This is a genomic window from Nocardia sp. NPDC057440, from assembly GCF_042802915.1.
In the GTDB taxonomy this organism is placed as follows: domain Bacteria; phylum Actinomycetota; class Actinomycetes; order Mycobacteriales; family Mycobacteriaceae; genus Nocardia.
Genome location: NZ_JBHVDF010000007.1, coordinates 114,118 through 133,987, shown reverse-complemented (window position 1 = coordinate 133,987; position 19,870 = coordinate 114,118). Strand labels below are relative to the sequence as shown.

Genomic DNA, 19,870 nt, shown 5'->3' with positions numbered 1-19,870 from the left:
GATCGGTCATGTCGCGCTCGCTACATCAGCCCTTGGACGGCCTGCGCTGCGGCTTCGGCGTGACGGTGCCCTCGGCCAGTCGCCGCGCACTCACCAAGAAGGCGGTGTGGCCCTGCATGCGATGTTCCGGCCGGACCGCAAGACCGACCACATGCCAGCCACGCACCATCGATTCCCACGAGCGCGGCTCGGTCCAGCACTCCTGCTCGCGCAATGCCTCCACGACTTTCGACAGCTGTGTGACGGTGGCCACATAGACGATCAGCACACCGCCGGGCACCAGAGCCTTACTCACGGCCGGCAGCGCATCCCATGGGGCGAGCATGTCGAGCACGACGCGATCGACCGGCGGGCCGTCGTAGGCCGCGACGTCGGCGACGGTCAGCGACCAGTTAGCCGGACGTTCGCCGAAGAACGTCTCGACATTGCGTACGGCGTGCTCGGCATGGTCATCGCGGATCTCGTAGGAGATAACTTCGCCCTGCGGGCCGACCGCGCGAAGTAGCGAACATGTCAGCGCGCCGGAGCCCGCTCCGGCCTCCAGCACCCGCGCGCCGGGGAACATATCGCCCTCGTGCACGATCTGCGCGGCATCCTTGGGGTAGATGACGGCGGCGCCGCGCGGCATCGACAGCACGTAATCGACCAGCAACGGGCGTAGCGCCAGATAGGGCGTGCCGTTGGTCGAGTTCACCACCGTGCCCTCGTCGGCGCCGATCAGGCTGTCGTGCTTGATCCCGCCGCGATGCGTGTGGAACTCCTTGCCGGGTTCCAGCACCACGGTGTAGAGGCGCCCTTTGGCATCGGTCAGCTGTACCCGGTCACCGGTGGTGAATGGCCCGGTCCGTCTGGCCGTCATGAATCTCCGTTTCGATCGGTCGATGCGGTCCTACAGCATTGGCACCGGCGTGTCGGTACCGCCGGATAGCCTGCCAGGTATGCCAGTGCCCGTGACCACGCCCCCCGCCGACGCCGACACGGCGCCCGAGCCGAGAGCGATGCCAGATCGCTCTCGCCCGGCGTTGTCCCCTTCGCGGGCAATGGATTTCAAGCAGTGCCCACTGAAATACCGCTTCCGCGCCATCGATCGGATCCCGGAGCCGCCGTCGCGCAATGCCGTGCGCGGCACGGTTGTGCATGCGGTGCTGGAGGACCTCTACGGGCTTCCGGCGGCCGAGCGCGGGCCCGAGCGCGCCGCCCTGCTCGCCGAACCGGCCTGGGCCCGTGTGCTCGCCGAACAACCCGAGATCGCCGACCTCGTGGCCGGCGACGGTCTTGCCGAATTCCTCGGCGAGGTGCGCACACTCGTCGAGACGTACTACCGGCTCGAAGATCCGACCCGGTTCGACCCGGAATCCTGCGAGTCGAGAGTCGAGGTCGAACTCGACGACGGAGTGCTGCTGCGCGGCTTCGTCGATCGCATCGATGTCGCGCCCACCGGTCAGCTCCGCGTGGTCGACTACAAGACCGGTCGCGCGCCGGGAGTGGTGCAGGAGGCCAAGGCGCTGTTCCAGCTGAAGTTCTACGCGCTGGTCGTGCTGCGCACCCGTGGCATTCTGCCCACCCAACTACGGCTGATCTACCTGGCCGACGAACAGCTGCTCACCTACGCCCCCGATGAGGACGAGCTGCTGCGCTTCGAACGCACCCTCTCCGCGCTGTGGCAGGCGATTCTCGAGGCGGGCCGCACCGGTGACTTCCGCCCGAACACCAGCTGGCTCTGCGGCTATTGTGCCTACAAAGACCTATGCCCCGAATTCGGCGGCACGCCTCCGCCGTATCCCGGCTGGCCGGATGGCGGAACCCGCGAATCACCGGATGAGACACTGGCCGACGCGGTCTCGGAGTGAGCGCCTACTTCGCACGGAACGTCAGCAGCGCATCCAGCGCGCCGCCCTGGGATCCGAGCACGTACACCGCCCCGCTCAACACCAGCACGCCCACCACGTCCCCCACGGCGATCAGCAGATTTCGAGTTCTCCGCCAAGGTCGGGCCGTCTCGACGCCGATGTCCATCACTGTCCTCCGATAGTCACGTGGCACCGCGGCGCCCCAGACATCGTCCGATACCGTCGGCATCCGGCGCCGGGAACGGATCATGAACATTTCGTGAGCAATCGAGGTCGGTCACCGCGCCGCACCCACCGGCGTGTGGATGCGGCGCGCCGGTCACACCGTGAAGTTGTGGAACAGCAGCACCGAAAGGCCGAGACCGACAAGAAGATTCACGACGACGGCCGAACCGAAGACCACGATCGGGCGCCAGCCCGCCTCGCGCAGGCCGCGCAGCGAGAACTCCAGGCCGATGGAAACGAATGCGAAGATCAGAAACCAGGTGCGCAGATCGTTGACGATCGCGATGTGGGCCACGCCGGTCTTCTTGTCCACCGACTGCAGGTAGAGGGTGCCGATGACGGAGGCGGCCACGAAGCCGATCACGAACTTCGGGAACCGCTCCCAGAACTGCGCGAGCGACGGCCGCGCCGCGCCCGCGCGCCGCTCGACCCGCAGGGTGAAGTAGGCGGTCAGCGCGATCGCGACAATGCCGATCAGTGCGTTCTGGGTGGTCTTCACGATGGTGGCGATCTGTAGCGCCTGCTCCCCCGCGATGGCGCCGGAGGCGGCGACGGCGGCGGTGGTGTCGATATTGCCGCCGATCCACGCTCCGGCCACCGCGTCGGGCAGCCCGAAAACATCAGCGAGCCACGGTAATACGAAGATCGAGGGCAGCGCGAAAATGATCACCAGTGACGCCGCGTAGGCAATCTGCTCCCGTCGGGCCTGCACCGCGCCCGCGGCCGCGATCGCCGCGCTCACGCCACAGATCGACACCGCGGACGACAGCAGAGCGCGCAGCTTGTCGTCGAGCCCGAGACGACCTCCCAGCCACCAGGTGAAGGCGAACACCGAGGTGATCAGCAGCAGCGCCTGCAGGATCGACGGACCCGCGGCGGTCACCAGAACCTTCAGGTTGATCGATGCGCCGAGCAGCACGACGCCGGTCTTGATGAAGAACTCGGTGCGGAAGCCGGCCGAAAGACGTTCGCGCAAGTCGAGTTTGGTGAGTACCCCATTGCCCAGCAGTCCGATGGCGATCGCGTAGACCGGGAACTCGATCGACTTGGCGACCCGCTGGAACGGAGTGTCGACGGCCCAGCGCGGCACATGGGTGTCGAAATAGCGGGTCAGCGCACCCAGCAGTAGGACGACGGCAATGCCTGCCGCCACCTCCGTCACCGTCGGGCGGGTGATCGCCTGCAACGCAGCGGTTTCCGACTGCACCGGCGTATCGGGCCGCGCGGCATCGACCCCGTTGTCGCCCTCAGCTTCCGCGGATACCACGGCTTCGGGTTCCGACATCATGGCACCAGCCAATCCGGGATAGCGCCGAGCAGAACCAGCGCAATGAGGGTAAGACCGACGATGGCCGCCAGCCAGTCCTCACTCCACGCGAATGTGCTGCCCGAGCGTTCTTCGGGCGATGTCTGTGACACGGATGTGCTCCTTGCGTTCCTCATCGAGAGGCCGCACGGTACCAACGCTGGATCGGACAACACATCGGTTGCACTCAGTGTGAATCAATCGCCTGCGGCCCCACGCCGGGGAACGACCGCTTGACCTTCCGATGGCGAGAGCCGCAGGGTTACCGCATGGAACTCACTCTGCGTACGACTTCCCGGGCCGTAGTTCAGGTCGCCGCGGGACTCGTCAGCGGAGCGGCTATCTGGTCGGTTGCGTGGTTCGGTTGGCTCGCTATCAGCGCGGCGTTCGAAACGGCGTCGCTCATGCTGCTGTTGTTCGGCCCCTTTTTCTTCCTCGGCACCTTGGCGACCGCACTATGGCTCCGCGTTCCGCCACTTCGTGTCTATGCGGTGGCGATGCCCTTCGGCGGGATCGTGCCATTCGTCTATACGGTCGCCACGATCATGGAGATCTCACACGGCATCCACCAGAACGCATGATCCGCATCGAGGGCACGGCCGCGCCACACGGACGATAACGTCAGAAAGCTCGGCAGGAGCGGATGTCGGTGGCGAGGATGGCTTTGGCACCGAGATCGGCAAGCTGGTCCATCACCTCGTTGCCCTGCTTGCGCGGGACAAGAGCGCGGACGGCGACCCAGTCCTCGTCGGTGAGCGGCGACACCGTCGGCGATTCGAGACCAGGGGTGATCTGCACCGCGGCGTCGAGCAGTGCCCTCGGGCAGTCGTAATCCAGCATCAGGTACTGCTGTGCGAACACCACGCCCTGAACGCGCGCGATGAGCTGGTTGCGTGCGCGGTCCTGCTGATCGGAGCCGGCGCGTTCGATCAGCACGCCCTCCGAATCGCACAGCGTCTCACCGAACGCGACCAGGTTGTGCTGACGCAACGTGCGCCCGGAGCCGACCACGTCGGCGATGGCGTCGGCGACGCCGAGCTGGATGGAGATCTCGACCGCGCCGTCGAGGCGGATCACCTCGGCCTCGATGCCGCGTGCACGCAGATCGCTGAGCACCAGATTCGGGTACGAGGTGGCGATGCGCTTGTCGTAGAGGTCCTCGACCTTCCATTCGCGACCGGCCGGGGCGGCATAGCGGAAGGTGGAGCGGCCGAAGCCGAGCGAGAGCCGTTCCTGGACGGTGGCGCCGGAATCCAGCGCGAGGTCGCGGCCGGTGATGCCGAGGTCGAGCTCGCCCGACCCGACGTAGATGGCTATGTCCTTGGGCCGCAGGAAGAAGAACTCCACCTGGTTGGCCGGATCGAGGACGGTCAGGTCACGGGAATCGGTGCGCTTGCGGTAGCCGGCCTCGGACAGGATCGAGGTGGCGGATTCGGACAGGGCGCCTTTATTGGGGACTGCGACGCGCAGCATGGGGAGGGTGTCCTTTCGGAAGGGAGAAACTTTGGAATCCGGCGACCGTCACAGATGTCGGTACACGTCTTCAAGCTTCAATCCGCGGCCGACCATCAGCACCTGGACCCAATAGAGCAGTTGCGAGATCTCCTCCGCGAGCGACTCGTCGCTCTCGTGCTCGGCGGCGAGCCACACTTCACCGGCTTCCTCGAGCACCTTCTTACCCTGGCTATGCACGCCTGCGTCCAGCGCAGCGACAGTCCCCGACCCCTCGGGGCGGGTGACTGCACGATCCTGGAGCTCGGTGAACAGGGTTTCGAAGTTCTTCACGAGGGGACATTCTCTCAGACCCCCAAGCGGGCCTGTTGCTGCGGGCCGCGCCGACCGCTACGCCGCCCGTCATCCCCGCCGATCGCCACTCGCCCGGCAGGACACCGCCGGCAACGACCACCGGACCCCTCGTCCGTGGGCACGCGTCGCCGCACAGGCCACCGATGAGGTCCGGCCGCCGCCACCACGACGGCCGGAGCATCGGAACCGCCTGATCACGCGCCCGACAGCAGCGCCTCCAGGTCAGCGACAGCCGTGCGCAGATGATCGGCGAACGCATGCATCTCGTTGGCGACCGCGCGCGGCGTCGCGAGGTACAGATTCCACCGGTCCGGGAGCAGCACGTACGCGATGCCGATGCACGTGGGGCTGGTGGACCCGAACCCGAAGTAACGGATGTTGACCGACGGCGCCGAGCTGGTGCTCAGATAGTCGTCGCGCATGATCGTCCAGCCGGGGCTGTCGTAGAGCGGGATCGGCGCTTCCACGCCGAGTTCGGCGCCGCGGCGGCGTTGAATCCACTGCAGTTCCCACAGGTGCTGTTCGGGCGCGTCCCCCGCCTGGCACTGCTTGGCCCGCGCGACGTGTGCGGCGGCCGCGGCCTGTGCCGCAGTCACCCGGTCGGCGGCGTCGGTCGCGGGATCCTGCATGGCGTCGACGAAAGCCACCAGCTGCGGGGTCACCACCCGCATCGCCTCGGTGCGACCGTTGCGGTATTGGCGCGTCGCGATGGATTCGTAGGTGGCGCCGGTGAGACCTTTGCTGCGGCGGTGGGCCAGCTGATAGCTCAACTGCGCGAAGGCGTCCGGCGAGATGCCGAGCTGCTTGGCCCGCGCGGTGCCGAAGTTCTCGAAAGTGACTGTGGTGGTGGCATTCTCGGCGGCATATCGAGCGAAAGCCGCACCCGCCGACGCGATATCGCTGCGCTGGGTGGCGTCGAGCACGAACTCGATCGGTTCGACCGGGGGCAGCCCCTGCGGCTGTGCGCCGGACCGGTCGGCATGCTCTTGCGCGGGCTTTTCCAGCAACGTATCCACGAACGACAGGATGGTGGTGCCGTCCAACCCGCAGTGCTCGATATTGATGCCGGCCTGTCCGTCGCCGAAGACGATGAACGACACGGCCTTGTCGAACCACCTGTTGGCGCTGTCGCCGTGCAGCAGCTGATCGCAGGCCTGCAATTCGTCGCGCGGGGTGAAGTCCTCCAGACACAGGCAGAACAATGCGGTCTCGATGGTGTCCAGCGCCGCGACGTTGGCCGGGTCGGCGCGCAACCCTTGCCTGCTCGCCGCCCATTCGGCGCGCGCCTTGGTGGTGAGATGCCCGACCGAGGTGTCGGTGCGGGCCGAGCGCGCGCCGGCCTTCAGTACCGCGCGCAGACCGTCGGCGAGGTCATCGAGCGAGTACGGCGCGCCATCGGGCCCGATCACATCCATCCGGAACATGCTCCCGCGGAAGAACACGACGATGTGCCCGGCCTCCGACGGCCCCGGCCATTCCGCGCTGTAGGGCACCCGTACGGAATCCTGTTCCGCGCCGGGAATCCGCGTCTCGGAGAACAGGTACTTGTGCTGCCACATCGTCAGCAACTGCCCGCGCTGGGTGGCAGGCGCGACCTCCTCGGCGTCCAGGGCCAGTTTGTAGTCGACGGCGGCCGCGACAATCCCCGCCGCGCGCTCCACCTGGCCGGGAGCTGTCGAGGTGGCCAACGGCGTGTCGTCGCGGAAGAGGAAGAAGAAGTTGGCGTTCAATGCGATTCGATCGCGCCTGCCGAGGTAGCGCGACGGCCAGAACAGATCCAGCCAGCTCCCGACGCCCGGGGTCGCGTCGTATTCCGCCAGTGCGGCGTGCAGTGTCCGGCCGGGGCCGTCCGCGCGCAGCAGGTCGGCGACCGCCGCCTCGGTGGTGGCGATTTCATCGGCGGTCAGCAGCGGTGCGCACCATTCCAGGAATCGGGCACAGCTGTCCTCCAGCGTCGGCAGCGGCACCCGGGGCAGGTGTTCGTCGGCGGCGAAGGTGCGTTGACTCAATGCAGTTCCTCGGGGTCGGCGTGTTCGGTCAGCGGGCGGGAGAGGTACAGGTTGGCGTAGAGCCAGCCTTCGGTTTCGTGATCGGTGGTGTCGATGCCATTGTCGGACAGAGTGTTCAGCACCTGCGCGCGTTCGGTGCCGGAGGCGAACCTGCGTTGCTCGAAGATGCCGGGCGCCTGCTCGGTGCGGTAGCCGAGCGCGGCAAGCTCCGCGGCCATCGGCTCGAAGCTGAACATGCGCAAGACGAAGTGTGCCATCCACGGCCGCCGATGTGGGTGTGCGAGCACAACCCGGGACAACGTCTTTTCGGTCACGTAACCGATACAGCCGGTGGACACGACGATATCCGCGGTTGCCAGGATGGCACGTTGCGCCTCGGTCGGGTCTGCGGCCTCCAGGTCGGCATGCACGGTGTCGTGCAGAAATCCGGCGGCGTCGGCGTAGGACAGGGCGGGGCGAGCGGCGTCCATGCCGATGAAGCGAACGTCGGGCAGCCGGTCCTGCGCGGCCAGCCGGGCCCGATCGCGGGCGATGAGGGCGGCCTGGTCGCCTTCGGCCTGCCGGTAGTGCTCGGCGAGTTCGCCGATGGTGGTGTCCAGGCGCAGCAATGCCGCATTGACGCCGTAGGAGCACCCGATGTCGAGCACCGTCGGGGTGCTCACCCGCGCCGCAGCGCGATACTCCCGAATCTGTTGCTGGAAGAATGGTTTCGCCAGTTCCGGAATCCGATAGTCGAGCTGGGCCATCCGAGCGTAGTAGTCGCGGGGATCGGGACGGGTGTAGATATCGTCGAAGGAAGCTTTCCCGGTCGTGTGTAACGGCACTGGCACTAGTTCGTTCCTTTCGGGTCGAGCTCTGCACTGCGCAGGCAGCGTCGTTGTACTCAGTCGAGCAATCGGTCGCCTCGGACGGCGTCGGCCGCGGCGGCCAGGTGATCGGGCAGCACCCGCCCGAACAGCTGGCGCGTGCGCTCCACGGTGCCGATGACACCGGGACGATTCGTGTAGGCGAAGATCGCCGAATGTCGTTGCGTGCCGCCCTCGACCGGCGACACCCGGTGCAGCGAGAAGCGACCCTTGAACAGCTGCAGGTCACCGGGCCGCAGGTCCAGGCGCCGGATCAGCCGTGCTCCCGCGCCGGTGAGCACGTCGCGCACGTCGTCGAGGTTCTCGGCCTCGGTCGAGCGAATATTGGGGCAGTACTCGAAGACACCACCCGTCTCGGCGGGCTGGGTCAGCATGCTGACGGTGAATTCGTTGGTGTCGAAATGCCACGGATGCGACATTCCGGGCGCGACGACATTCAGACAGAGTCCGGCCAGCGGATCGGCGAATTCGTGCAGTTCGGACAGCCCGAAACACTCCGCGACGAACCGCTGGAACACCGCGCTGGTGTAGAGGCGGTGGATCAGCGCGTCGACAGGGATCCGATCGCGCGGCACGAACGCATTTCCGCGGGTAAGCACGATCCGTCCCGGATGATCTTCCGGCAGTTCGGTATCCAGCGGAATGTTGTACGCATTCACCCGCTCGACCTCGTAATACGCCTCGGGCGCTATGGTCTCCCCCTGCGCGCGCAGCGTCTGGATCAGCTCCGGCCGGATGAATTCCCGCAGCACTGTGCAGCCGACCTCGGCCAATTCCGCCCGCGCCCGCGCCACCGCATCCCGCCAGGACGATCCCCCGGGGTCCGCGAGCGAATATCGTGCCGTATCGACGATTTCATCCAGCACTCCCGTCGCTGCCATGGCGTAATCTTGGTGCAGCATTCGCAGACACGCCCGAGATTCGGAAAGATTGCCCGTGACTACCGTCACACCTACGAGCAGCACTCATTTGTGTTGCGGCACAGTAACTCTCACCGAGACTCGCCCGACAGCGGCGACGCATGCCCATCGGCCACAATGGCATCAGCCGAGTTGTTGTGGCGCAGAACAATATCAATGCTGATGGCCGGATTCTGCCGAACCCACTGTCGCGTCCCGTACGCGCAATGCCTCGTGCAGATCGCCGAGAGTCAACCCGATCAGCGAATCACGGAAGACGCGTCCCGGCAGCGGCGGCACCGGAATCTCGCACGGGATCACGATCACCGCGCAGCCCGCGGCCTGGGCCGCACGCGCGCCGGTCGGCGAATCCTCGATGGCGACGCAGTTGCGCGGGTCGACGCCGAGCAGTTCCGCGGCACGCAGATAAATGTCGGGTTCGGGCTTGCCGTTGGCCACCTCGTCGCCGCAGACCGACTCGTCGAAGAAGTCGCGGCCGAGGGTGTCGAGTCCGAATTCGGTGAGCGACCGCTTGGTGTTGGTGACCAGTGCCGTGGCAAGTCCCGCCGTCCGCACCAGAGCCAGTGCGTCTTTCGCACCGGGACGCCACGGAATCGGGCCGGCCATCAGCTCGGTCACCCGCCGCTCCAGAAACTCGCCCGCCGCGCGAACGGCGGCGGCCGTGTGCTCGATACCGAGACCGTCGAACATGATGCGCAGTGCGTCGGGCCCCGAAGCACCGATCAACGCGTGCCGCAGGTCCTGGGTCATCTCGTGGCCGTGCTCGCGCGCCAACTCACGGACACCGATGTCCCACAGCTTCTCCGAATCCAGCAGAGTGCCGTCCATGTCCCACAGCACACCCACCAGGCGGGTGGTCATCAAACAATCCCCTTCCTGACACTGACCATGAGCCCAGAACCTAGGTCCCGGACGCGGAGACCAGCATTCGCTGCCCGTCCGGGACAACCTGGATCCATCGATTCTCGGACCTCGTCTCACCGGTCGTCATAACGTAGGTCAGCGAGGCGACTGCTCGGTTCTCACCATTCGGCGTGACCGCACCCACGCTCACCGAGCGCACCGAGCCCCAGAACCTGGCGTAGGCGTCATAGCCGCCGGTCTGGGCCTGATAGGCGGGCGACAACTGGGACCAGGCGGCGCCCACATTGCCGGGCAGCGTGCCGTAGTAACCCTGGATGAATTGCGCGATCCGCTCGGCCGTGGGCGGGCCGAACGGTGTGGTGATGGTGGTGGCCGGCGGGCGGGTGGTGGTGGGTTTGACCGATGAGCTCGGCGTGACCGACGCCGAGGGACCAGGAGTCGTCGTCGGCTGCGATGCGGCGGATGTCGCTGCGGACGGCTCCTGCGGTGCGGGCCCGATGGCGTTCGTCGACGGGTCCGCCGGGTTTTCCGGGGTGCCCGACAGGACGGCACCGGTCGGCGGCGCGGCGGTCGGGCCATCCGCACCGTCGCCGCTGGTCGAGGCAATAATCAGTCCGAGGACGATGAGCACCGCGACGACCGCGATCGCCGCGACGGCAAGCAACCGCCCGCGCGATTGCCCGTCACCGGAACCGCCGGGCAGCGTGCCACCCGACCGGGTGGGCGGCGCGGGCGGTGCGGCGACCGCAGCGGCGGCAGGAGCGCCCGGCACCGCGGCGGCGGAGATCATCTCGGTGGTCCCGGTGGCATTGCCCGTCCCGGCGACGCCGTCGGAGCCGGGGGCGGCCAGCACCGTCGTCGCTTCCGCCCCTGGAGCGGGCAGCGTCTTCGTCGATGCCGGTGCCGACGCCAAGGCCGGGATACGGCCCGCGGCAACGGCTTGCATGGCCTCCTGCGCCTCGCGCATGGTGGGGCGCGCATCGATCGTCGGCGCGAGCAGCCGCAACAGCACCGGTCCGAGCGCACCGGCCTGCTTCGGCGGCGGTATCTCCCCGCGCGCCACCGCGTGCAACACCGCCAACGGGTTGTCGCCCTCACCGAACGGCGGTGAACCCTCGACCGCCGCGTACAGGGTGGAACCGAGCGCGAACACGTCGGAGGCCGACTCGGGATTCTCGCCGCGCGCCACCTCCGGCGCCAGGTAGGCCGGTGTGCCCGCCAGGAAACCGGTCGCGGTGACGGTCACATCGCCGACCGCGCGGGAAATGCCGAAGTCGGTGATCTTCACCGTCCCGTCATCGCCGACAAGCAGATTCGCCGGTTTCACGTCCCGGTGCATGATGCCCGCATCGTGCGCGGCGGCCAGCGCACCGGCGGCCTGGGCGCCGATCTTGGCCACCTCCATCGGCGTGAGCGTGCGCTTGCCGGACAGTTTCGCCGCCAGACTCGGGGCGTTCATGTACTCCATCACCAGCCACGGCTGGCCGTCCTCTTCGGCGACATCGAAGACGGTGATCGCATTGGGATGATGCAGACGGGCCGCGATCCGGCCCTCCCGCATCGCACGCAGCCTGGCCTCGATGGCGGCCGACCGGGACAGGCCCGGTGCGAGCAGCAGCTGCTTCACCGCGACGGTACGGCGCAATCGGACGTCGGTCCCCCGCCACACGACCCCCATCGCACCGGTGCCTATCGGATCCGTGATCCGATACCGTCCCGCGATCAACCGATCCGAGGTCATGGTGTTGTGCCCCTCCTGCTTGCCCGCCGAGTCGTCCAGCACTCCGCGCGTAAGCGGAAATCGTCCAAAATCTTACGCGCTGAAGTACATTGCACCCGAATGCAGCAGGGCGACGGCATCCGCCGACTGCTCCGGATGCAGTTGCAATGCTTCCGACAATGTCATACCCACCTGACATACATCCACCATCGCGCGCGATCTTCCGCGATTCCGCAGGTCACCGCAGGCCCTGTCAGCAAAACAGCCCGGCGCGCCCTGGCTACGGAATTTCCCGCGATCGGCCAGGACCTGCACCGCGGTCGCATATTTCGAGGCAATCACGGCAATAGCCGGTCCAACAGCGCTGCGACCACGCGGGATCCGATGCGTTGAGAATCACACCGTCCCATGCGGTCCGATCACCGACGACGGTCGAACCTCGCTCGGCACGGCGTGACTGTCGACGGCAGCGTCCAGCAGTGACATCAGGCATCCGACGGTGGTTGCACGGCTGTTCCCCTGGGCTTCCCGCCTCGGACAGACGCGCGGAGTCTACGCATTCTTCGGCGTATCGCCGACGTCTGGCACGCATTGCCACGCGGACCGCCACCGATGGCTCCGACACGAAGATTTGCTCGCGCGTCCCGGCGTGACTCCACCGAATACGCACTGGTGACAATAGGGTTGAAGCCGACCAACGGCGTCGATCCCTCCTGTACTGGAGCCAACTATGAAACGCTGAATCCATGACACGTGCGGGTCCGAAGAACATGGAGTGGATCCCCGGCGGGACTTTCTGGATGGGGTCCGAAAACTTCTATCCGGAAGAAAGTCCCGTTCATCAGGCCACCGTGGATGGCTTCTGGATGGATACCCATCCGGTAACAGTGGCCGAGTTCCGGCGGTTCATCAAGGACACCGGATACGTCAGCACCGCCGAAACGCCGCCAGAACCGGCGCAGCACCCGGAAGCAGACCCGTCGTTGCTGGTGCCAGGTTCCTTGGTGTTCATCCCCACCCCAGGACCTGTGCCGCTCGATGACTACCGGCGCTGGTGGTCTTTTACGCCTGGCGCGGATTGGCGCCATCCACAGGGACCCGGCAGCAATCTCGATGGACGGCAACGCCATCCGGTCACCCAAGTGTCCTGGTTCGACGCCTCGGCCTACACCCAGTGGGCCGGCAAGGAACTGCCGACCGAAGCAGAGTGGGAATTCGCCGCCCGGGGTGGCTTGGACCGGCAACCGTTCGTGTGGGGCGCAACGCATGAACCTGGCGGCAGGCGCGCCGCCAACGTCTGGCAGGGCCGGTTTCCCTGGGAGAACCTCAATGGGGACGGCGTCGCGGGCACGTCGCCGGTGGGCCGGTTCCCGCCGAACGGCTATCGACTCAGCGATATGGCGGGCAATGTGTGGGAGTGGACGGTGAACTACTACACCGCCGACCACTCGGAGGCGGAGCAGACCCTGACACCGGCAGCCGCCTGCTGCATTCCCGCCAGCCCACGCGAGGCCGTTGCGCCCACTCCCGAGCCCGGCGAGTCTTACGCACGCCGTGTGATCAAAGGCGGCTCGTACCTGTGTGCGCCGAACTACTGCCTGCGATATCGACCTGCGGCGCGTCAGGGCCAGACCGAGGAGACCTCCACATGTCACATCGGTTTCCGCTGCATCGTCAGACCCTGATGACCGAAACCTTTCTCCACAGAGTCAGTCGCGCCGGAAGCCGACTCCGGTTTCCGGAAGTGTGCTGATAATCCGCGATATCGGATCTGCCGAATCGCACTCCGCCACCCACATCACCGGCGTCAGCCGAGGACGCACCCGCAGCCCGGGATCGGGGCTAATCGGCACAAGGCCGACGGTGGCAAGTCTCCATGGGGACACGCAGACCGGTCACTGCGACGGGCGACGATCGGTCTGCGTGTCCTATTCGTGTCTGTCATGGTCGGGCAGCAGTCATTCGCGGGAGAGCATGGCGACGGCTTCGCGTTCGAGGTCGACGTAGGGTTCGCCACTGACATCCACCGCCACCCGGTGCAAGGTGCCACCGGTGAACGCCCACGGAGCGGATCCGGGGTAGTCGTCGGTGACCGATTCCCCGCTGTCGCGGCCGGCGTGCAGACCCTCGCCAGCGATACTGAACTTGCCTGCCTGGGTTTTGATCCGTCCCGCACCGACCTTGCGGTCACCGTAGTACAGGTTCACGACGCCGTGCGCGGTGCCGGGCGGATCCTCACCGTCCTTCTCGAACGATGCCGCCAGGATCAGGTTCTCCCCGGTCGGCAGGTCCTCGGACGCGCTGATCCTCTGTTCCTCGCTGCCGAGGAAGTTGTAGACGTAGTGCAGCCGATTGTCCTTGACATAGAGGGCGTGCCCGCCGAACCGGCCGCCATGGGAGAACAGCACCCCGGCCGCGCCCGGTTCCGGGATATCGACAAGCGCGCCGATCGAGTACGAGCGGTTGCGGATGTTGACGGCGACGGACTCGGGCACTTCGGCTCCACCCGGACGGTAGACGTACCGGTTGCGGGGCGGGGCGAGCTGCGGACGCGGGGTGGTGACGATCTCGACGGCGGCGCGATCGTCGAGCGGCAACGCCTGGTTCGCACCTGCCTCGTGGAACCACAACCCAACCAGCTCGGCGAGCCGCACGGGCTCCTCGGCGGCGAGGTCGCGAAGCTCCGATCGATCCTCGTGGCAGTGGTAGAGCTCCCAGGTGTCCTCTGGGAAGTGACCCCAGCCGCTGATCGCGGGATGGGTGGTGACGGCCTTCCAACCGTCGTGCCAGATACCCCGGGTGCCCAGCATCGAATAGAACTGCGTGCGCTTGGCGGTCGGGATGTTGGCGGCGTCGAAGCTGTAGCGCATGCTGACACCCTGCAAGGGGTGCTGGGTGTACCCCTTCACCGTGTCCGGGAGTTCGATGCCGATGCAGTCCAACAACGTCGGGACCACATCGATCGCGTGGTGGTACTGGTCGCGGGTCTCGCCCCGTGCTTCGATCCCTGCGGGCCACGAGAAGATGCACGGGTCGGCGGTGCCGCCGTTGAACGAGTAGCGTTTCCACATCTTGAACGGGGTGTTGAAGGCCATCGCCCACCCGTTCGGGTAATGGTTGTAGGTCTTGGTGCCACCCAACTCGTCCAGTTTGGCGAGATTTTCGGTCAGATCGTCGGGTACACCGTTGGCGAACTTGTTCTCGTTGACCGACCCGGTGGGACCGCCTTCGCCGCTGGCGCCGTTGTCGGAGACCACCACGATGATGGTGTTGTCGAGCTGCTCGATGTCCTCGAGATAGTCCAGCAGCCGACCGATCTGGTCGTCGCAATGCGAGACGAATCCCGCGTACACCTCAGCCATCCGGGCGAACAGACGTTTCTCGTCGCCGGAGAGGGAGTCCCACGGTTTGGTGTAGTCCAAGGCCGGGAAAGGTTTCCCGTCAGGACCGGTACGGGTCTCGGGGGTGCCGATCGGGTTCAGCGGCGGCAACTCGGTGTCGGCGGGGACCAGACCCATCTCCTTCTGCCGGTCCAGGATCTGCTCCCGCATCGCCTCGTAGCCCGCGTCGAACCGGCCGCGGTAGCGGTCTGCCCATTCACGGGGTACCTGGTGCGGGGCGTGGGCACAGCCCGGCGCGTAGTACAGGAACACCGGCCGCTCCGGGGCGATCGCCTTGACGTCTCCGATGTAGTCGAGGGCCTTGTCGGTGATGTCCACACTGAAGTGGTAACCCTGCTCCGGGGTGGCGGGCTGCTCGACAGGATGGTTGTCGTGGACCAGGTCGGGGTACCACTGGTTCGTCTCGGCGCCGAGAAAGCCGTAGAAGCGCTCGAATCCGCGGCCGATCGGCCAATTCCTTTTGGTGGACGCCAAATTCATCTCGTCCTCGGCACACAGATGCCATTTGCCGACCATCGCGGTGGAAAAGCCTTGCTCGACCAGGACCTCGGCGAGGGTGGCGCACCCCGGCGGGATGTGCCCGTTCGCGCCGGGGAAGCCGACCGCCGCCTCACTGATGCACGCCATGCCGTTGGTGGTGTGGTTGCGGCCGGTCAGCAGGCAGGATCGGGTCGGGGAACACAGCGCCGTGGTGTGCCACTGGCCGTAGCGCAGACCGTTGGCCGCGATCCGGTCGATATTCGGGGTGTCGATGGGGCCGCCGTAGCAGCCGAGCGCCCCGAATCCTACGTCGTCGAGCACGATGTACAGCACGTTCGGCGACCCCGGTGGCGCCTTCGATTGCTCGTACGGACCCCAGTCGGGTATCGAGTCGCGAATGTCGAGATTGACGAGTCCTCTGAATGGCTTGGCCATTGCGTGCTCCTCGTGCGGGGGGTCCCCCTCTTCCTCCACTACACCATCACCAAACCCACTTGAACAGGGCCGTTAGCGCAGGTAACCGTGCGTAGCAGGACTCACCTCGAAGCCTGCTGGAGGCGACTGCCGACGGTGTGGCACACGCCGAAACCGCTGCACTGAAGGATCACTCGGATCGAGCACCTGTTCAAGATCAAGAACGATCGGTTCGAACACCGACGTGGCCGAGTCAGCAGTCGATCGATCTGTTGTTCCGGGCAGCGGTAGGCCGGATCAGGCGTTGAAGTACTTGGCTTCCGGATGCAGCAGCACGAACGCGTCGGTCGACTGCTCAGGATGCAACTGCAACTCCTCGGAGAGGACCACCCCGATCCGACCAGCTTCCAGCAGGTCCACCAGCTTCGCGCGGTCTTCCAGCTCGGGGCAGGCGCCGTAGCCGAACGAGTAGCGGGCGCCCCGGTAGCCGAGTTTGAAGTAGTCCTGTACATCCGCCGGGTCGGATTCAGCGACCGAGTGCCCGTCCAGAACCAACTCTTCGCGCACGCGGCGGTGCCAATACTCGGCCAGCGCCTCGGTGAGCTGTACGCCGATGCCGTGCACCTCGAGGTAGTCGCGGTAGTTGTCGGCGGCGAACAGTTCGTTGGCGAAGTCGGCGATCGGCTGGCCCATGGTGACCAGCTGGAACGGCAGCACATCCACCTGGCCGGTCCGCTTCGCCTGCTCTCGGGAGCGAATGAAGTCGGCGATGCAAAGGAAGCGGTCGCGCTGCTGACGCGGGAAGGTGAACCGATACCGTTCCGGCGCATCCGGACTCGGCTCGGTCAGCACGATGACGTCATCGCCCTCGGACACAGCGGGGAAATATCCGTACACCACCGCGGCATGCTGCAGCACGCTCTCGGTGCTGAGCCGGTCGAGCCAGTACCGCAGCCGTGGCCTGCCCTCGGTCTCCACCAGTTCCTCGTAGCTCGGCCCCTCGCCGCCGCGCTGGCCGCGCAGACCCCACTGGCCGAGGAACAGGGCGCGCTCGTCGAGCAGCCCCGAATATTCCTGCAGCGAGAGACCTTTCACCACGCGGGTGCCCCAGAACGGCGGCACCGGCACCGGCAGATCCGCGGCTACATCCGAGCGTGCGGGCACCTCGACCGGCACCTCGACCGCCTTGCGCTGTTCGGCGATGCGCTTGGAACGCTCGTGGCGCGCCTTGCGCTCGGCGGCCTTCTCGCGCTCGGCGATCGCCTCCGGGCTGTCCGGGTCGATGCCGCCGCCACGCTTGCGGGTCATGATGTCGTCCATCAGCCGCAGGCCTTCGAACGCGTCGCGGGCGTAGTGCACATCGCCCTCGTAAACCTCGGTCAGGTCGTTCTCGACATAGCCGCGGGTCAGCGCCGCACCGCCGAGCAGCACCGGGAACTGCTCGGCAACGCCCTTGGAGTTGAGCTCCTGCAGGTTCTCCTTCATCACCACCGTCGACTTCACCAGCAGCCCGGACATGCCGATCACATCGGCCTTCTTGTCGACGGCCGCGTCCAGGATGGTCGCGATGGGCTGTTTGATGCCGAGGTTCACCACCTCGTAGCCGTTGTTCGACAGGATGATGTCGACCAGGTTCTTGCCGATGTCGTGCACATCGCCCTTGACGGTGGCCAGCACGATGCGGCCCTTGCCACTGTCGTCGGTCGCTTCCATATGCGGCTCCAGGTGCGCGACGGCCGCCTTCATCACTTCGGCCGACTGCAGCACGAACGGCAGTTGCATCTGTCCGGAACCGAAGAGCTCACCGACCGTCTTCATGCCCGACAGCAGTGTCTCGTTGATGATCTGCAGCGGCGGCACCTGTTGCATCGCCGCGTTCAGATCGTCTTCCATGCCGTTGCGCTCGCCGTCCACGATGCGCCGGGCGAGGCGCTCGAACAGCGGCAGCGCGGCGAGTTCCTCGGCGCGCGAGGCGCGCGAGGACGACGTCGACACCCCCTCGAACAGTCCCATCAGCTTCTGCAGCGGGTCGTAATCCTCGGTGCGGCGGTCGTACACCAGGTCCAGTGCTGTCTCGCGCTGCTCGTCGGGGATGCGCGCCATCGGCAGGATCTTCGAGGCGTGCACGATCGCGGAATCCAGTCCGGCCTGGACGCATTCGTGCATGAACACCGAGTTCAGCACCTGACGGGCCGCGGGATTCAAGCCGAAGGAGATGTTCGACAGGCCCAGAGTCGTCTGCACCTCGGGGTGCTTGCTCTTGAGCAACCGAATCGCCTCGATGGTTTCGATGCCGTCGCGACGCGACTCCTCCTGACCGGTGCCGAGGGTGAAGGTCAGCGTGTCGATGATGATGTCGCTCTCGAGCACGCCCCAGTTGCCGGTGATGTCGGCGATGAGCCGCTCGGCGATCGCCACCTTCGTCTCGGCGGTGCGGGCCTGGCCTTCCTCGTCGATGGTCAGCGCGACCACGGCGGCGCCGTGCTCGGCGACCAGCTTCATCGTCTGCTGGAAGCGTGAATCCGGGCCGTCGCCGTCCTCGTAGTTCACCGAGTTGACCGCGCAGCGGCCACCGAGATGCTCCAAACCGGCCTGCAGCACCGGTGTTTCGGTGGAATCGAGCATGATCGGCAGTGTCGAGGCCGTCGCCAGTCTGCTGGCGAGGGCCTCCATGTCCTTGGTGCCGTCGCGGCCGACGTAGTCGACGCAGAGGTCGAGCATGTGGGCGCCGTCGCGGGTCTGGTCCTTGGCGATGTCCAGGCACTTCTGCCAGTCCTCTGCGAGCATCGCGTCGCGGAAAGCCTTGGAGCCGTTGGCGTTCGTGCGCTCACCGATCATCAGGATGCTGGCATCCTGCTCGAACGGCACCGCCGTGTACATGCTCGACACACTCGGCTCGTGCACCGGCGTACGGCGGGCATCGATGGGCGGCAGCGTCCGTTCGACCTCGCGCACCGCCGCGGTGACCTGACGGATGTGTTCGGGCGTGGTGCCGCAGCAACCGCCGACCAGCGCGAGCCCGAACTCGGAAACGAAGCCGCGCAACGCGATGGCCAATTCTTCGGGCGTCAGCGGGTACTCCGCGCCGTTCGCGCCGAGGATCGGCAGGCCCGCGTTCGGCATCACCGACACCGGAACCTCCGCGTGCCGGGAAAGATGGCGCAGATGCTCGCTCATCTCATCGGGTCCGGTCGCGCAGTTCAGCCCGATCATGTCGATGCCGAGTGGTTCCAGCGCGGTCAGCGCCGCGCCGATCTCGCTGCCGACCAGCATCGTTCCGGTGGTCTCCACGGTGACGTGGGTGATGATCGGAATCCGTCTGCCCAGCTTTGCCATCGCGCGCTGGCTGCCGGTCACCGCCGCCTTCACCTGCAGCAGGTCCTGACAGGTCTCGATCAGAATGGCATCGGCGCCGCCGTCGAGCATGCCGAGCGCGGCCTCGCCGTAGGCATCGCGCAGCGCGATGTACGGAGCATGACCCAGCGTGGGCAGCTTGGTGCCGGGCCCCATCGACCCGAGCACATAGCGCGGCGTGCCGTCGGCGCTCGGCCCCATCTCGTCGGCGACCTCGCGCGCCAGCCGGGTCCCACGCTCGGACAGATCGCGAATTCGGTCCGCGATGTCGTAGTCGGCCAGGTTCGGCAGATTGCAGCCGAAGGTATTCGTCTCGACCGCGTCGGCGCCCGCCTCGAAGTAGGCGCGATGAATATCGCGCAGCACATCCGGGCGAGTGTCGTTGAGGATCTCGTTGCATCCCTCGAGCCCGCGGAAGTCGTCGAGCGTCAGATCCGCCGCCTGCAACATGGTGCCCATCGCGCCATCGCCGATCACCACACGCCGACTGAGCGTGTCGAGAAGCGTGGTATCGAACTCGGCGGGAGTGGACGCAGACATGGGTTCAAGCGTAGTGGGCAGGTTCGACAACCCGTACCACCGTACCGGTGTCCGCCGCCACACCGACCCAGACGGCACCCGCCGCAGCGGCGAACACGCAGCGCCGCAGGCGTGG

The 19,870-nt window shown here is 66.5% G+C and carries 17 protein-coding genes; 3 read left to right on the top strand and 14 right to left on the bottom strand.

Annotated features, from left to right (window positions below; all coding sequences use genetic code 11):
• Window positions 1-25 precede the first annotated feature (25 nt).
• Complete coding sequence (locus ACFU4Z_RS16625) at window positions 26-859, bottom strand: tRNA (adenine-N1)-methyltransferase (protein WP_364904607.1); 834 nt, start codon at window positions 857-859, stop codon at window positions 26-28.
• A gap of 139 nt (window positions 860-998) precedes the next feature.
• On the opposite strand from ACFU4Z_RS16625, the gene ACFU4Z_RS16620 reads away from it, so the two are divergent.
• The gene (locus ACFU4Z_RS16620) at window positions 999-1,850 is read left to right on the top strand and encodes a RecB family exonuclease (RefSeq protein WP_379064294.1); all 852 of its coding nucleotides are present in this window, start codon (window positions 999-1,001) and stop codon (window positions 1,848-1,850) included.
• Between the two features lie 4 nt (window positions 1,851-1,854).
• Here the strand turns inward: ACFU4Z_RS16620 and ACFU4Z_RS16615 are convergent, their stop codons facing one another.
• From ACFU4Z_RS16615 to ACFU4Z_RS16605, 3 genes are all read right to left on the bottom strand, one after another.
• Complete coding sequence (locus ACFU4Z_RS16615) at window positions 1,855-2,100, bottom strand: hypothetical protein (protein ID WP_379063709.1); 246 nt, start codon at window positions 2,098-2,100, stop codon at window positions 1,855-1,857.
• Window positions 2,101-2,169: 69 nt separating this feature from the next.
• Window positions 2,170-3,360, bottom strand: a complete 1,191-nt coding sequence (locus tag ACFU4Z_RS16610) for a YeiH family protein (RefSeq protein WP_379064292.1) — start codon at window positions 3,358-3,360, stop codon at window positions 2,170-2,172.
• Entirely contained in the window at window positions 3,360-3,494 is a 135-nt protein-coding gene (locus tag ACFU4Z_RS16605) for a hypothetical protein (protein ID WP_379063707.1), read from the bottom strand. The genes ACFU4Z_RS16610 and ACFU4Z_RS16605 overlap by 1 nt, the downstream gene beginning before the upstream one ends.
• 156 nt (window positions 3,495-3,650) lie before the next feature.
• On the opposite strand from ACFU4Z_RS16605, the gene ACFU4Z_RS16600 reads away from it, so the two are divergent.
• Window positions 3,651-3,962: a hypothetical protein gene (locus ACFU4Z_RS16600; RefSeq protein ID WP_379063705.1), complete on the top strand. Its 312-nt coding sequence runs from the start codon at window positions 3,651-3,653 to the stop codon at window positions 3,960-3,962.
• Between the two features lie 40 nt (window positions 3,963-4,002).
• Here the strand turns inward: ACFU4Z_RS16600 and hisG are convergent, their stop codons facing one another.
• The 8 genes from hisG to ACFU4Z_RS16560 all read right to left on the bottom strand — a co-directional run bounded on the left by hisG (window position 4,003) and on the right by ACFU4Z_RS16560 (window position 11,908).
• Complete coding sequence (gene hisG / locus ACFU4Z_RS16595) at window positions 4,003-4,854, bottom strand: ATP phosphoribosyltransferase (protein WP_379063703.1); 852 nt, start codon at window positions 4,852-4,854, stop codon at window positions 4,003-4,005.
• A gap of 48 nt (window positions 4,855-4,902) precedes the next feature.
• The gene (locus ACFU4Z_RS16590) at window positions 4,903-5,166 is read right to left on the bottom strand and encodes a phosphoribosyl-ATP diphosphatase (RefSeq protein ID WP_379063701.1); all 264 of its coding nucleotides are present in this window, start codon (window positions 5,164-5,166) and stop codon (window positions 4,903-4,905) included.
• A gap of 215 nt (window positions 5,167-5,381) precedes the next feature.
• Entirely contained in the window at window positions 5,382-7,196 is a 1,815-nt protein-coding gene (locus ACFU4Z_RS16585; RefSeq protein ID WP_379063699.1) for a choline/carnitine O-acyltransferase, read from the bottom strand.
• Window positions 7,193-8,026, bottom strand: coding sequence for a class I SAM-dependent methyltransferase (locus tag ACFU4Z_RS16580; RefSeq protein WP_379063697.1), 834 nt, complete (start codon window positions 8,024-8,026; stop codon window positions 7,193-7,195). Before ACFU4Z_RS16580 ends, ACFU4Z_RS16585 begins: the two co-directional genes overlap by 4 nt.
• Window positions 8,027-8,079: 53 nt before the next feature.
• A complete protein-coding gene (locus ACFU4Z_RS16575) occupies window positions 8,080-8,943 on the bottom strand; it encodes an arpA protein (RefSeq protein WP_379063695.1) in 864 nt (287 codons plus the stop codon).
• Window positions 8,944-9,135: 192 nt separating this feature from the next.
• Window positions 9,136-9,843 carry an HAD family hydrolase gene (locus ACFU4Z_RS16570; protein ID WP_379063692.1) on the bottom strand — a complete coding sequence of 236 codons (708 nt, stop codon included), beginning with the start codon at window positions 9,841-9,843 and terminating at the stop codon, window positions 9,136-9,138.
• Between the two features lie 40 nt (window positions 9,844-9,883).
• The gene (locus ACFU4Z_RS16565) at window positions 9,884-11,629 is read right to left on the bottom strand and encodes a protein kinase (RefSeq protein ID WP_379063690.1); all 1,746 of its coding nucleotides are present in this window, start codon (window positions 11,627-11,629) and stop codon (window positions 9,884-9,886) included.
• Between the two features lie 30 nt (window positions 11,630-11,659).
• Window positions 11,660-11,908: a hypothetical protein gene (locus ACFU4Z_RS16560; RefSeq protein WP_379063688.1), complete on the bottom strand. Its 249-nt coding sequence runs from the start codon at window positions 11,906-11,908 to the stop codon at window positions 11,660-11,662.
• A gap of 404 nt (window positions 11,909-12,312) precedes the next feature.
• Between ACFU4Z_RS16560 and ACFU4Z_RS16555 the strand changes: the two genes are divergently transcribed.
• Window positions 12,313-13,251, top strand: coding sequence for a formylglycine-generating enzyme family protein (locus ACFU4Z_RS16555; protein ID WP_379063686.1), 939 nt, complete (start codon window positions 12,313-12,315; stop codon window positions 13,249-13,251).
• 273 nt (window positions 13,252-13,524) lie between these two features.
• Here ACFU4Z_RS16555 and ACFU4Z_RS16550 read toward each other — a convergent pair whose 3' ends face one another.
• Complete coding sequence (locus ACFU4Z_RS16550) at window positions 13,525-15,882, bottom strand: arylsulfatase (protein WP_379063684.1); 2,358 nt, start codon at window positions 15,880-15,882, stop codon at window positions 13,525-13,527.
• 276 nt (window positions 15,883-16,158) lie between these two features.
• Window positions 16,159-19,755: a methionine synthase gene (metH, locus tag ACFU4Z_RS16545; protein WP_379063682.1), complete on the bottom strand. Its 3,597-nt coding sequence runs from the start codon at window positions 19,753-19,755 to the stop codon at window positions 16,159-16,161.
• Window positions 19,756-19,870: the final 115 nt, after the last annotated feature.

Coding starts and splice junctions, on each gene's coding strand:
- ACFU4Z_RS16550 (WP_379063684.1), bottom strand. CDS start 15,882: ATGGCCAAGCCATTCAGAGGACTCGTCAATCTCGACATTCGCGACTCG.
- ACFU4Z_RS16555 (WP_379063686.1), top strand. CDS start 12,313: ATGACACGTGCGGGTCCGAAGAACATGGAGTGGATCCCCGGCGGGACT.
- metH (WP_379063682.1), bottom strand. CDS start 19,755: ATGTCTGCGTCCACTCCCGCCGAGTTCGATACCACGCTTCTCGACACG.
- ACFU4Z_RS16575 (WP_379063695.1), bottom strand. CDS start 8,943: ATGGCAGCGACGGGAGTGCTGGATGAAATCGTCGATACGGCACGATAT.
- ACFU4Z_RS16570 (WP_379063692.1), bottom strand. CDS start 9,843: ATGACCACCCGCCTGGTGGGTGTGCTGTGGGACATGGACGGCACTCTG.
- ACFU4Z_RS16600 (WP_379063705.1), top strand. CDS start 3,651: ATGGAACTCACTCTGCGTACGACTTCCCGGGCCGTAGTTCAGGTCGCC.
- ACFU4Z_RS16610 (WP_379064292.1), bottom strand. CDS start 3,360: ATGTCGGAACCCGAAGCCGTGGTATCCGCGGAAGCTGAGGGCGACAAC.
- ACFU4Z_RS16620 (WP_379064294.1), top strand. CDS start 999: ATGCCAGATCGCTCTCGCCCGGCGTTGTCCCCTTCGCGGGCAATGGAT.
- hisG (WP_379063703.1), bottom strand. CDS start 4,854: ATGCTGCGCGTCGCAGTCCCCAATAAAGGCGCCCTGTCCGAATCCGCC.
- ACFU4Z_RS16615 (WP_379063709.1), bottom strand. CDS start 2,100: ATGATCCGTTCCCGGCGCCGGATGCCGACGGTATCGGACGATGTCTGG.
- ACFU4Z_RS16625 (WP_364904607.1), bottom strand. CDS start 859: ATGACGGCCAGACGGACCGGGCCATTCACCACCGGTGACCGGGTACAG.